The organism is Pseudomonas putida (assembly GCA_041879295.1).
Classification (GTDB): Bacteria; Pseudomonadota; Gammaproteobacteria; order Pseudomonadales; family Pseudomonadaceae; genus Aquipseudomonas; species Aquipseudomonas putida_Y.
In genome coordinates, this window is sequence record CP047152.1 from 5095575 (window position 1) to 5108497 (window position 12923).

The 12923-nt window shown below is 62.7% G+C and carries 13 protein-coding genes; 4 read left to right on the top strand and 9 right to left on the bottom strand.

Annotation, left to right across the window (positions count from 1 at the left end; genetic code table 11):
• The first annotated feature begins 45 nt into the window (after positions 1–45).
• From GST84_23260 to GST84_23275, 4 genes are all read left to right on the top strand, one after another.
• Entirely contained in the window at positions 46–651 is a 606-nt protein-coding gene (locus GST84_23260; protein ID XGB15097.1) for a hypothetical protein, read from the top strand.
• 39 nt (positions 652–690) lie between these two features.
• Positions 691–1728 (top strand): DNA polymerase III subunit delta, encoded by a 1038-nt coding sequence (locus tag GST84_23265; protein XGB15098.1) that lies wholly within the window; start codon positions 691–693, stop codon positions 1726–1728.
• A 117-nt stretch (positions 1729–1845) separates the two neighbouring features.
• On the top strand, positions 1846–2010 hold the full coding sequence (gene arfA, locus GST84_23270; protein ID XGB15099.1) for a ribosome alternative rescue factor ArfA: 165 nt from the start codon (positions 1846–1848) through the stop codon (positions 2008–2010).
• Positions 2011–2070: 60 nt separating this feature from the next.
• Positions 2071–3387: a lytic murein transglycosylase gene (locus GST84_23275; GenBank protein XGB15100.1), complete on the top strand. Its 1317-nt coding sequence runs from the start codon at positions 2071–2073 to the stop codon at positions 3385–3387.
• A 33-nt stretch (positions 3388–3420) separates the two neighbouring features.
• Here GST84_23275 and GST84_23280 read toward each other — a convergent pair whose 3' ends face one another.
• The 9 genes from GST84_23280 to mrdA all read right to left on the bottom strand — a co-directional run bounded on the left by GST84_23280 (position 3421) and on the right by mrdA (position 12912).
• On the bottom strand, positions 3421–4359 hold the full coding sequence (locus GST84_23280; protein ID XGB15101.1) for an LD-carboxypeptidase: 939 nt from the start codon (positions 4357–4359) through the stop codon (positions 3421–3423).
• 96 nt (positions 4360–4455) lie between these two features.
• Complete coding sequence (gene lipA, locus GST84_23285; protein XGB15102.1) at positions 4456–5472, bottom strand: lipoyl synthase; 1017 nt, start codon at positions 5470–5472, stop codon at positions 4456–4458.
• 2 nt (positions 5473–5474) lie between these two features.
• Positions 5475–6122 (bottom strand): lipoyl(octanoyl) transferase LipB, encoded by a 648-nt coding sequence (gene lipB / locus GST84_23290; protein XGB15103.1) that lies wholly within the window; start codon positions 6120–6122, stop codon positions 5475–5477.
• Positions 6122–6397: a DUF493 domain-containing protein gene (locus tag GST84_23295; protein XGB15104.1), complete on the bottom strand. Its 276-nt coding sequence runs from the start codon at positions 6395–6397 to the stop codon at positions 6122–6124. The genes lipB and GST84_23295 overlap by 1 nt, the downstream gene beginning before the upstream one ends.
• A 73-nt stretch (positions 6398–6470) precedes the next feature.
• Positions 6471–7631, bottom strand: coding sequence for a serine-type D-Ala-D-Ala carboxypeptidase (locus GST84_23300; GenBank protein XGB15105.1), 1161 nt, complete (start codon positions 7629–7631; stop codon positions 6471–6473).
• Positions 7632–7851: 220 nt separating this feature from the next.
• The gene (locus tag GST84_23305; GenBank protein XGB15106.1) at positions 7852–8853 is read right to left on the bottom strand and encodes a septal ring lytic transglycosylase RlpA family protein; all 1002 of its coding nucleotides are present in this window, start codon (positions 8851–8853) and stop codon (positions 7852–7854) included.
• Positions 8853–9863, bottom strand: a complete 1011-nt coding sequence (gene mltB / locus GST84_23310) for a lytic murein transglycosylase B (GenBank protein XGB15107.1) — start codon at positions 9861–9863, stop codon at positions 8853–8855. The genes GST84_23305 and mltB overlap by 1 nt, the downstream gene beginning before the upstream one ends.
• Before the next feature lie 17 nt (positions 9864–9880).
• Positions 9881–11026, bottom strand: coding sequence for a rod shape-determining protein RodA (gene rodA / locus GST84_23315; GenBank protein XGB15108.1), 1146 nt, complete (start codon positions 11024–11026; stop codon positions 9881–9883).
• Positions 11023–12912 (bottom strand): penicillin-binding protein 2, encoded by a 1890-nt coding sequence (gene mrdA, locus GST84_23320; protein ID XGB15109.1) that lies wholly within the window; start codon positions 12910–12912, stop codon positions 11023–11025. Before mrdA ends, rodA begins: the two co-directional genes overlap by 4 nt.
• Between the last annotated feature and the right edge of the window lie 11 nt (positions 12913–12923).

Genomic DNA, 12923 nt, shown 5'->3' on the forward strand with positions numbered 1-12923 from the left:
CATTGGCTGCGGGTGGGCGGAACAGGCCCCAAAGGGAGCAACAACATGATTAAACGCAATTTGCTGGTAATCGGCCTGGCGGTCATGCTCAGCGCCTGCGGTTTCCAGCTGCGCGGCACCGGCTCCACCGAGCTGAGCGTGAAGGAAATGGACGTCAGCGCGCGCAATGCCTATGGCCCGACCGTGGTCCAGCTGCGTGAAGTACTGGAACGTAGCGGCGTCAACGTGCATGCCGGCGCACCGTATCGCCTGGTGCTGACCAACGAACAGGAGCGCGAGCGCTCGGCTACCTACAGCGGTGGCAACCGTACCGCCGAGTACGAGCTGACTACCAAGCTGGACTACAGCATCCTGGGCCTGAACAACCTGGAGCTGATGAGCGACAAGCTGGAGGTGCGCAAGATCTACCTGCGTGACGGCTCGAACATCACCGGCTCCGAGCAGGAAGCCGACCGCGCACGCGAAGAAATGCGCCGCGACCTGGTCAACGCCATGGTCGTACGCCTGCAAATGCTGTCCCCAGCCCAGCTGGACGAGCTGCAGCGTGAAGCCGACGAGCGCGCCAAAGCCGAAGCTGCCGCGCTGGAGGCTGCACGCCGCCAGCAGGCCGAGACGCCTCAGCAATCGCCATTGGAAGTGCCGGGCAACTAAGCCCGTGAGGGGCGCCCTCGGGCGCCCCGCCTGCTCCCCATGAAGCTCGCCCCCGCCCAACTCAACAAGCACCTGCAAGGCGCCCTGGCACCGGTCTACGTGGTCAGCGGCGACGACCCGCTGCTGTGCCAGGAAGCCGCCGACGCCATCCGCAATACCGCGCGTCAGCAAGGCTTCGATGAACGCCAGGTATTCAGTGCCGACGCCAACTTCGACTGGGGCACCCTGCTCCAGGCCGGCGCAAGCCTGTCGCTGTTCGCCCAGCGCCGCCTGCTGGAACTGCGCCTGCCCTCGGGCAAGCCCGGTGACAAGGGTGCCGCTGCACTGATGGAATACTGCGCCAACCCCGCCGAAGACACGCTGCTGCTGATCAGCCTGCCCAAGCTCGACAGCAGTGCGCAGAAGACCAAGTGGGGCAAGGCATTGATCGAAGGCGCCCATTGCCAGTTCATCCAGATCTGGCCGGTGGATGTGCATCAGCTTCCTCAGTGGATCAACCAGCGCCTGCAACAGGCCGGCCTGTCAGCCCAGCGTGATGCCGTCGACCTGATTGCCGCGCGCGTGGAAGGCAACCTGCTGGCAGCCGCGCAGGAAATCGAAAAGCTCAAGTTGCTGGCCGAAGGCAGCCAGATCACCGTGGAAACCGTGCAGGCTGCCGTCGCCGACAGCGCCCGCTTCGATGTCTTCGGCCTGGTCGACGCCATTCTCAACGGCGAGGCTGCGCATGCCCTGCGCATGCTCGAAGGCTTGCGCGGTGAAGGTGTGGAGCCGCCCGTCATCCTCTGGGCCTTGGCCCGTGAGCTGCGCCAACTGGCGGGGCTGGCCCAGCAGTTCAGCCAAGGCGTGCCATTGGACAAAGCGTTCAGCCAGGCCCGCCCGCCCATCTGGGACAAACGCCGACCGCTGGTCAACAAGGCCCTGCAGCGCCTCTCGGCGCAGCGCTGGGCGCAATTGCTGCAGGATGCCCAGCGTATCGATGCGCAGATCAAAGGGCAGGCAGAAGGTTCGCCCTGGATTGGCCTGGCGCGGCTGTCGCTGCTGATGGCCGGCCAGCGCCTGACTCTTCCTCCCGAGTAACCCCCCCACCACAGGGCTGCAAGGCCCAGGTTCTCGACCATAAACACAATCAATTGGCTCCCCGGCAGCCCAAGCCCTACAGTGCGCCCCGAAACCCACCCAACCCGGGATACCGCCATGAGCAAAAAGCCGAAAAAGCACGGCCCCAACAAGGCCAAGTCCATCATCGCCCAGCCACTGTTCCGCTGCCGCCAGGAACAACCGAACAAGGGCAAAGGCAGCTACCGCCGCGAAGCCTTCCAATCGAGAGATTGGGAGGCTTCCTACTTTTTGGCTGCATGAAAGCATCGCAAGCGCAGGCATGATATGGTCGTCACCTGACCTGCAACTCTGGATCTGTGCATGCTCTTCCGTATTATCCCCCGCTGGGAAACCCGCCAGCTGATCGCGGCCTCCAGCTTCATCCTGCTCGTGGCCTGTGCGGAAAAGCCCACCGCCGCCGACGCGCTGCCGCTGGCCCCTGCCCAACCCAATCCAGTGGTGACCGTGCCCGGCGCAATGCCCGACGTCAGCACTGAAATCCAGCCTCTGCAAACCTTCGCCCAATGGCAAGCGGGCTTCCGCGAGCAGGCCCTGCAAGCCGGCATTTCGCCGAGCACCTTCGACCGCGCCTTCCTCGGTGTCACCCCTGACCTGGACGTGATCAAGGCAGATCGCAGCCAGCCGGAGTTCACCCGCCCGGTGTGGGAGTACCTCGAAGGCGCCCTGTCGCCCCTGCGCGTGCGCAACGGCAAGAAGCTGCTGGTGCAGAACGCTGAGTTGCTGACTCGCCTCGAGCAACAATATGGCGTGGACCGCCAGGTGCTGGTCGCGGTGTGGGGCATGGAAAGCAACTTCGGCCAGTTCCAGGGCAGCAAGTCGGTGATCCGCTCGCTAGCCACTTTGGCCTATGAGGGCCGCCGCCCACAGTTTGCCCAGGACCAGCTGATTGCCGCGCTGCAGATCATCCAGCATGGTGACATCCAGCCTGAAGCCATGCGGGGCTCGTGGGCCGGCGCCATGGGCCAGACCCAGTTCATCCCGACCACCTACAACACCCATGCCGTGGACTTCGACGGCGATGGCCGACGCGACATCTGGAACAGCACACCAGACGCCCTGGCCTCAACAGCGCACTACCTGCAGAGTTCGGGCTGGAAACGCGGCCAACCGTGGGGCTTCGAGGTACAGGTGCCAGCTGGTTTCGACTTCTGGCAGGCCGATGGCGCACAGCGCAAACCGGTGAGTGAATGGCTGGCGATGGGCGTGAAACTGCCAGCAGGCACTCGCCTGCCGGCAGGTAGCAACCAGCTGTCTGCCGCCCTGCTGCTGCCGGCCGGTGCACGCGGCCCGGCGTTCCTGGTGCTGGACAACTTCCGCGCCATCCTCAAGTACAACAACTCGTCGTCCTATGCCTTGGCGGTGAGCCTGCTCGGGGATCGCTTCAGCGGCTGGGGCTTCATTGCCGGCAGCTGGCCGAAAGACGATATGCCGCTCAGTCGCAGCGAGCGCATGGAGCTGCAGCACTTGTTGAACAGCCGCGGGCATGATGCAGGTAATGCCGATGGCATTATCGGGGCCAATACCCGCAAGGCGATCCGCAATGCCCAGCAAGGGCTTGGATGGCCGGCGGATGGGTACCCGACCCATAAGCTGCTTGAGAACCTGCGCCAGCAGTAAGCATTTCGGGGCCGCTGCGCGGCCCCGGCAATTTCATGCCCTGAACAGATCCTGCTCCAGCACCAGTGTTTGCTGACCACTGTCGAGCCTCACCCGAGCCCCCAGGGGCAAGCATACATTCGGGTCACAATGCCCGCTGCGCCAGCCCGCCAGCACCGGCACCCCAAGCGGCGCAAACATATCCTCCAGCAACGGCGTCAGCGCCGCTGTGGTAATCCCGGCAAAGTCGCCCACCAGCACGCCTTTGATCCCCTCCAGCTTGCCTGCCAGGCGTAACTGGGTCAGCAGCCGATCCACCCTGTACAGCGGCTCGTTGACGTCCTCGATGAACAGGATGCAGCCCTGGGTATCCAGCTCGGCAAGCGTTCCGATGGTCGCACCCAGCATCGACAGGTTGCCACCCAGCAGCGGCCCGCAGGCTACCCCCGGTAACACGCTGTCCAATGCGAAACCCTGCGGGTGCACGACCTGCTCGCCTGCCTTCACAAGCCCACCCAGCTGCGCCAGCAACGACGACTCGGTCGGTGGCAACTTGGCCCCCAGCAGGTCGGCATTGAGCATGCCCCCATGGAAGGTCACCAGTCCGGCATGCCGGTAGATCGCCGTATGCAGTGCAGTGATGTCGCTGTAGCCGATCAGCGGCTTGGGGTTGCGCCGGATCAGTTCGAAGTCGAGCTGGTCAAGCAGGCGCATGCTGCCGTAGCCCCCACGCATGCACAGAATGGCGTCAATGGCCGGATCGGCAAAGGCTGCGTGCAGGTCCTGCAAACGCTGCTGGTCCGGCCCCGCCAGGTAACCCTGTGCCTGCAGGGCACCCGGGTAAATACAGCAACGGTAGCCGCGGTCAACGAACCACTGGCTGACCTTGTGCGCATCAAGCCGCGCCGCGCCCGCCGGGGCGACAATGGCAAAGCATGCGTTGGCCGGCAGCGCGGCTGGCAGAGTGGGTTGGAAGGTTTTGGCGCAATACATCGCGGCTCCTTGCAGCATGGGACACAAACAAAAATGCCGATGCCGCCCTTGGGCGTGCATCGGCATATGTGGCTCTGCTCTTGGCTAGAGCATAGCTCAGAGCTTGATTTTGGCTTCGTGAGCCTGCTGGTCGGCGTGGTACGAAGAACGCACCAGCGGGCCAGAAGCAACGTTCTTGAAGCCCATCTTGTAACCTTCCTCGGCAAACCAGGCAAAGGTGTCCGGGTGAACGAAACGCTGCACCGGCAAGTGGCTGCGCGACGGCTGCAGGTACTGGCCGAGGGTAAGCATGTCGATGTCATGCTCGCGCATGCGGTGCATCACTTCGATCACTTCCTCGTCGGTTTCACCCAGGCCGAGCATCAGGCCCGACTTGGTCGGTACGTGCGGCACCAACTGCTTGAACTTCTGCAGCAGGTCCAGCGACCAGTCATAGTCCGAACCCGGGCGCGCGGCCTTGTACAGGCGCGGTACGGTCTCGAGGTTGTGGTTGAACACATCCGGCGGCTCTTGCGCGGTGATTTCCAGGGCAACGTCCATACGGCCACGGTAGTCCGGCACCAAGGTCTCCAACTGCACGCCTGGCGACAGCGCGCGGATTTCCCGGATGCAGTCAGCAAAGTGCTGGGCACCACCATCACGCAGGTCGTCGCGGTCCACCGAGGTGATCACCACGTACTTCAGGCGCAGGTCGGCAATGGCAACCGCCAGGTTTTTCGGCTCGTCCAGATCCAGCGGCTTCGGTCGGCCGTGGCCAACGTCGCAGAACGGGCAACGACGGGTGCAGATGTCACCCATGATCATGAAGGTGGCGGTACCACCCGAGAAGCATTCGCCCAGGTTCGGGCAGGAGGCCTCTTCGCACACGCTGTGCAGTTTGTGCTTGCGCAGCAGTTGCTTGATGCGGTCTACCTCGGGCGACACCGGGATACGCACGCGGATCCAGTCGGGCTTCTTTGGCAGCTCGTCGGTAGGGATGATCTTCACCGGGATGCGCGCGACCTTGTCGGCGCCACGCAGCTTGACCCCAGCTTCCACCTTCTTCGGCGCTGGGCGCGGGGTGGCATCCTGGGTAGGTATCAGGTTCGGCACGGCTTCTTGCACAGTTGTCATATTCAGTCGATTCCGCCCGTGAGGGTCGTCTGCTCAGCGTAGTCGAGGTGCTTGACCAGCTGTCCGCGCAGCCTTGTCCTGACCTCGTCGAGTTCGATCGGGCCTGCCAGATCGCGCAGCTGGGTCATCGCCAGCCCCGCATAGCCGCAGGGGTTGATTCGGCGGAATGGCGCAAGGTCCATGTCCACGTTCAGGGCAAGGCCGTGAAACGAACGGCCGTTGCGAATTCGCAGGCCGAGGGAGGCAATTTTCGCTCCGTCGACATAGACACCCGGGGCATGGGGCTTGGCAGACGCCTGAACAGCATAGCTGGCGAGCAGGTCGATGAGGGCCTGCTCGATACGGCTGACCAGCTCACGCACGCCAAAGCCCAGCCGGCGGACATCCAGCAGCAGGTAGGCCACCAGCTGACCGGGGCCATGGTAGGTGACCTGGCCGCCGCGGTCGGTCTGCACCACCGGGATGTCGCCCGGCACCAGCAGGTGCTCGGCCTTGCCGGCCTGCCCCTGGGTGAAGACCGAAGGGTGCTCGACCAGCCAGATTTCATCCTGGCTGTCCGGGCTACGCTGCTCGGTAAAACGACGCATGGCCTCAAGCACCGGTTCGTAGGGCTGCAGGCCAAGATCGCGAAAACCGAGACAGGCGGGCATCAGAGCACCATTTTCACGATGCCGGTAGCGCGCAGGGCGCTGTTGATATCGTGCAGCTGGTTCTCGCTTTCGGCAACGATGTGCAATTGCACGGTGGTGTACTTGCCTTCCTTGCTCTGGCGCTCGGCCAGGGTAGAAAGGTCGACTTTGGCGTGCTTGCTGAGAATCTCGATGACCGTGTCCTTGAAACCGACAACGGTGTCACCGATGACCTTGATCGGGTAATCGTCGCAAGGGAATTCGATCTTGTGCGACTTGACGTCTGGTTCGCTCATGGCGGAAACGGCCTCGTAAGCCGTGGCAACAACAACACCCCCGCGGTATGCGCGGGGGCATGCAGGTCACGTATCAGTTGAACAACCCGTAGAAGAATAGACGGATGCTATCCCACATACGGCGGAAGAAACCACCTTCCTCGACGCCATCAAGGGCGATCAGGTCGGCGCTGTGAACCACTTTCTCGTCCAGTTTGACTTCCACTTTGCCGATCACGTCACCTTTGGCGATCGGTGCGGTGAGCTGCGGGTTCATGGTCATCGAAGCCTGCAGGCGCTTCAATTGGCCTTTAGGCATAGTCATGGTCAGGTCGTCAGCCAGGCCAGCCTTGACTTGGCTGGTAGCGCCCTTCCAGACCGGTGCCTGGGTCAGCTCGGTGCCCTTCTGATAGAAGGTCTGGGTTTCGAAGAAGCGGAAACCGTAGGTCAGCAGCTTCTGGGTTTCGGCAGCACGCGATTGTTCGCTGTTGGTACCGAAGACCACGGCGATCAGGCGCTGGCCATCGCGAACGGCCGAAGCCACCATGCAGTAGCCGGCTTCGTCGGTGTGACCGGTTTTCAGGCCATCGACGGTCTTGTCACGCCACAGCAGCAGGTTGCGGTTAGGCTGCTTGATGTTGTTCCAGAAGAACTCTTTCTGCGAGTAGATGGCGTAGTGAGCCGGGTCGACGTTGATGATCGCACGGGCCAGGGTCGCCATGTCGTGCGCCGACGAGTAGTGCTCGGGGTTCGGCAGGCCGGTCGGGTTCATGAAGTGGCTGTTGGTCATGCCCAGGTCGGCAGCCGTCTTGTTCATCATGTCGGCGAAGGCGTCTTCGCTGCCGGCGATATGCTCGGCCAAGGCGACCGAGGCGTCGTTACCGGACTGGATGATGATGCCGTGCAGCAGGTCGCTGACCGATACCTGGCTACCAACCTTGATGAACATGCGCGAACCGCCGGTACGCCATGCGTTTTCGCTGACGGTAACCGGGTCACTTTCACCGATCTGGCCGCGGCGGATATCCAGGGTCGCGATGTAGGCGGTCATCAGCTTGGTCAGGCTGGCTGGCGGCAGACGCTCGTCACCGTTGTTCTCGACCAGCACGTTGCCGCTGGACGCGTCCATGAGTACGTAGGACTTGGCGGCCAGTTGTGGTGGCGCCGGCGTCATCTGCTCCGCCGCGAAGGCGGCAGGCGTGATCAGCAGCAGTACAGGCAGGCAAAGTCGTTTGGCAAGGTTGGTGATGTTCATCCGTCTCTCGAAAATCGCTAATGGTCTGAGATGTTCCCTGGGCAAGATCATGCGCCCAGCGCCAGTCAGTCTAGTTTTATGGCCGTTGGCCTGGCCCGCGACAGTGCGGCTTTATGTCGCTGCGGGCAAAAGCTGTCATTGTACATGGCCGAGCCCGGCAATTCATGACAAAACCGACAGTTTGGTGTTGCCGTCTTCGCGGGCGCGCCCGCTCCCACAGTCAGTCTGCTGTGACCAGCTTGGCCTGCCCCAAGTTCGCCAGGCGAATGCTGTCTTGCGCTTGCTGGACCTCGCCCTGGCTGCCGATAGGCCCCAGGCGCACGCGGTGCAGGGTCTGCTGGTTACGCACGATCGAGCTGATGAACACAGGGGCATTGACCATGGTACTGAGCTTGGCGCGCAGCAACTCGGCAGCGTCCGGGTTGGCAAACGCGCCTACCTGCAAGAAACTGCCAGCGTTGCCGCCAGGCACGTTATTGCCACCCACCTGCACCGGTACCACTGGCGCTGCGTGCTGCTGTGGTGGCGGAGTCCATTGCTCGACACGCCCGGTGCTGGCCGGTATTGCCTGGGTCTGCGCCACTTGCGGCTCCTTCAGTACCATCGGCGGCGTTTGGCCACGCTCAGCCCACCACTGCTTCGGGTCGATACCCTCGACGCGCACGTGCGCGGTGCCGATCTCGGCATAGCCGAGCTTTTTCGCCGCAGCATAGGACAAGTCAATGATACGGTCGGAATAGAACGGGCCACGGTCGTTCACCCGAAGGATCACGCTGCGGCCGTTCGCCAGGTTGGTCACCCGCACATAGGCCGGCAGCGGCAGGGTCTTGTGCGCTGCGCTCATGCCATACAGGTCGTACAGCTCACCGTTGGCAGTGTTCTGCCCGTGGAACTTGGTGCCATACCACGACGCCGTACCCTCGGCGCGATAGTTGCGCGAGTCCTGCATCGGATAGTAGGTCTTGCCAAGCACAGTGTACGGGTTGGCCTTGTAGTTACCGGTGTGCACGGTCGGCGTGGCATCAGGGATCTTGTTCACATCCACGTCCCACCACGGCGCGCCGTCCTTGTGTGCCCGGTTGATGTCCAAGCCGGGCTGGCTACGTACGACGCTGCCGCTGCTTTGCTGGGTCGGGCGATTGGAGGAGCAGCTGGCCAGCACCACGCCGACGGCGAGGCAGGTGAGCAGCTTGAAAGAATTGCCAGAGATGATTGCGCGCATTACTTGACGCCCCGTACTTGAACCAGCTGTTCCGCAAGCTGATGTACCGCCATGGCATACATCACGCTGCGGTTGTAGCGAGTGATCGCGTAGAAGTTTTTCAGGCCCATCCAGTATTCAGGGCCGCTCTCGCCCTCGAGACGGAAGGCGGTAACCGGCAGATCATCGCGCAGGGAATCATGAACCGACCAGCCAAGCGTACGCAACTCCCCGACCGTTTTCACCGGTTCGATGCCGGTGGTCAGGCCTTCGTCGGCGCGCTCACCTTCCACCCTGGCGCGACTGACCACTCCCTCCCCGGCCACCCAACCGTGGCGCTTGAAGTAGCTGGCCACGCTGCCGATGGCATCGTCAGGATTGTTCCAGATATTGATATGGCCGTCCCCGTCGAAGTCCACCGCGTAGTTGCGGAAGCTGCTCGGCATGAACTGCGGCAGGCCCATGGCGCCGGCGTACGAGCCCTTGAGCGTCAAGGGGTCGAGTTGCTCCTCGCGGGCCAGCAGCAAGAACTCACGCAGCTCCTTGCGGAAGAACTCGGCACGTGGCGGGTAGTCGAAGCCCAGCGTCGACAGGGCGTCGATCACCCGGTAGTTGCCGGTATTGCGGCCAAAAAAGGTTTCCACGCCAATGATCGCGACAATGTACTGCGCAGGTACGCCGTAATCCTGCTCGGCCCGCGTCAATACGGCCTCGTGCTGGCGCCAGAAATCCACACCGCGAGCGATACGCGCATCGGTGATGAACATCGGCCGGTAGTCCTTCCACGGTTTGACCCGCTCGGCCGGTCGCGAGATGGCGTCGAGGATCGACTGCTTGCGCTGTACCTCACGAAACACGCCCATCAGTTGCTCCGGCGCAAAACCATAGTCGCGGCTCATTTCGCCAACAAACGCAGCTACCTGCGGCGAGCCTTCGTATTCGCCGGCATGGGCCAACTGTACAGCGCCGAACAGGCCCACCGCACCAATCCAAGGCGCACAACGGGCAGCCCAGTTACGCACTGCTTGCATGAAATTGTTCACCTTATTCAAACCTGCGCGATCCACTTGCGGTGCGTATGGATCGACATCAAAACGCCAAACGCTGACAGCAGCGTCACCAACGATGTTCCGCCATAGCTGATGAAAGGCAGCGGCACGCCCACCACGGGCAGAAGGCCGCTCACCATTCCGATATTGACGAACACGTATACAAAAAAGGTCATGGTCAGGCTGCCCGCAAGCAGCTTGCCGAAGAGGGTCTGCGCCTGGGCCGTGATCACCAGGCCACGGCCGATCAGCAGCAGGTAGACAATCAGCAGCAGACAGATGCCAACCAGGCCGAACTCCTCGCCGAGCACGGCGATGATGAAGTCGGTGTGGCTTTCCGGCAGAAAGTCCAGATGCGACTGTGTGCCAAGCAACCAGCCTTTGCCAAATACCCCGCCCGAGCCGATCGCCGCCTTGGACTGGATGATGTTCCAACCGGTCCCCAACGGGTCGCTTTCAGGGTCGAGAAAGGTCAATACCCGCTGCTTCTGGTAGTCGTGCATGACGAAGAACCACATTGCCACCGCGACGGGTACGGCTGCCGCCAGCACGCTGAGGATCCAGCGCCAGCGCAAGCCGCCCATGAACAGCACGAAGGCACCGGAGGCCAGGATCAGCAGCGCGGTCCCCAGGTCGGGCTGACGCACGATCAGCATGAACGGCACGCCGATCAGCACCAGGCTGATCGCCACGTGCTTCAAATGTGGCGGCAGGGTGCGCTTGGACAGGTACCAGGCGATGGTCGCCGGCATGATGATCTTCATGAATTCCGAGGGCTGGAAGCGGATCACGCCGGGGATGTTGATCCAGCGTGTGGCACCCATGGCGTTGTGGCCCATCACGTCCACCACCACCAGCAACAACACCCCGGCCAGGTAGGCCAGCGGCACCCAACGCGCCATGAAGCGCGGCTCCAGCTGGGCAATGACGAACATCGACACCAGGCCGATGCCAAACGAGGTGGCTTGCTTGAGCAGCAGGTCCCAGTTCTTGCCACTGGCCGAATACAGTACGAACAGGCTACCGGCCGCAAGGGTCAGCAGAATGATCAGCAAGGGGCCGTCGATATGGATGCGCTGCAAAAAGCTGGCACGCCGACGCATCACATCCTCGCTGGAGAGCATGCGATCGAAATTGTTCATCACAGGGCCGATTCCTGGGTAACGGTGGCTGGCGCGAACTCGGGTTTGAGCCGGCCATTTTCGTCGAGCAGCCAGGCGTCCATGATCTGGCGTACCACCGGTGCGGCGACACCCGAGCCGGACTCACCGTTCTCGACCATCACCGAGACCACGATTCTCGGGGCTTCGGCTGGGGCAAAAGCGACGAACAGGGCATGGTCGCGGTGGCGCTCCTGGAGTTTGTTGCGGTCGTATTTCTCGCCCTGCTTGATCGCCACCACCTGGGCGGTACCGCTCTTGCCGGCAATGCGGTACTGGGCACCGGCAGCTGCCTTGCGCGCGGTACCGCGGGGGTTGTGCATCACCTGCTCCATGCCATGGGTGACCTTGGCCCAGTCAGACTTGTCACGCAGCACGATGTCTTCCGGCGGGTTGTCGTCTACCGGCGGCAGGCCTTCGATGGTCTTGGCCAGGTGCGGGCGGTTCCACACGCCTTTGTTGGCGATCAGTGCAGTGGCCTGGGCCAGCTGCAGCGGCGTGGCCTGCATGTAACCCTGGCCGATGCCGAGAATCAGGGTTTCGCCGGGGAACCAGGCCTGGCGACGGGTGGCACGCTTCCATTCGCGCGAGGGCATCAACCCCGCAGACTCCTCGAACATATCGAGGGAAACCCGCTGGCCGATGCCGAACTTGTTCATGTAGCTGGACAACCGATCGATGCCCATCTTGTGTGCAAGGTCATAGAAGTAGGTGTCGTTCGAGCGCATGATGGCGGTGTCCAGATCGACCCAGCCATCACCGGAGCGGTTCCAGTTCCGGTATTTGTGGTCGTAGTTGGGCAGCTGGTAGTAGCCCGGGTCGAACACCCTGGTGCTGGCATTGACTACGCCACTGTCCAGGCCGGCAATAGCCACCGCCGGCTTGATGGTCGAACCCGGCGGGTACAGGCCACGCAGCACGCGGTTGAATAACGGCCGATCGATCGAGTCGCGCAATTCGCCATAGGCCTTGAAGCTGATGCCAGTGACGAACAGGTTGGGGTCGAAGCTCGGCTGACTCACCATCGCCAGCACTTCGCCGGTTCGTGGGTCGAGCGCAACCACTGCACCACGCCGGCCGCCCAGGGCGGCTTCGGCGGCCTCCTGCAGCTTGATGTCCAGGCTCAGCACAATGTCCTTGCCCGGCTTCGGGTCGGTGCGCTTGAGCACCCGAAGCACGCGGCCACGGGCGTTGGTCTCGACTTCCTCATAACCCACCTGACCGTGCAGGGCGTCTTCGTAGAAGCGCTCGATGCCGGTCTTGCCGATATGGTGAGTGCCGCTGTAGTTCACCGGGTCGAGCGTTTTCAGCTCTTTCTCGTTGATCCGCCCAACATAACCCACCGAATGGGCGAAGTGCGCACCCTGCGGGTAATGCCGCACCAGCTGGGCCACCACTTCCACACCCGGCAGGCGGAACTGGTTTACCGCCACACGGGCGATCTGCTCTTCGTTGAGTTCGAACAGGATCGGCACCGGCTCGAATGGCCGGCGGCCTTGGCGCATGCGCTTCTCGAACAGGGCACGATCGTCAGCGTCGAGCTCAAGCACTTCGACGATGGTATCCAGCACTTCCTGCCAGTTACCTGCACGTTCGCGGGTCATCGACAGGCTGAAGCTGGGCCGGTTATCGGCAACGATCACGCCGTTGCGGTCGAAGATCAGCCCGCGAGTCGGCGGGATCGGCTGCACATGCACCCGGTTGTTCTCCGACAGCGTGGAGTGGTAGTCGTACTGGATGATCTGCAGGTAGTACAGCCGCGCGATCAGCACGCAAATAAGCAGCATGATCGCCACTGCGCCGACGACGACGCGCTTGCGCACCAGGCGGGCGTCTTTCTCGTGGTCCTTGAGACGGATCGGCTGCGACATCGGACTGCTTA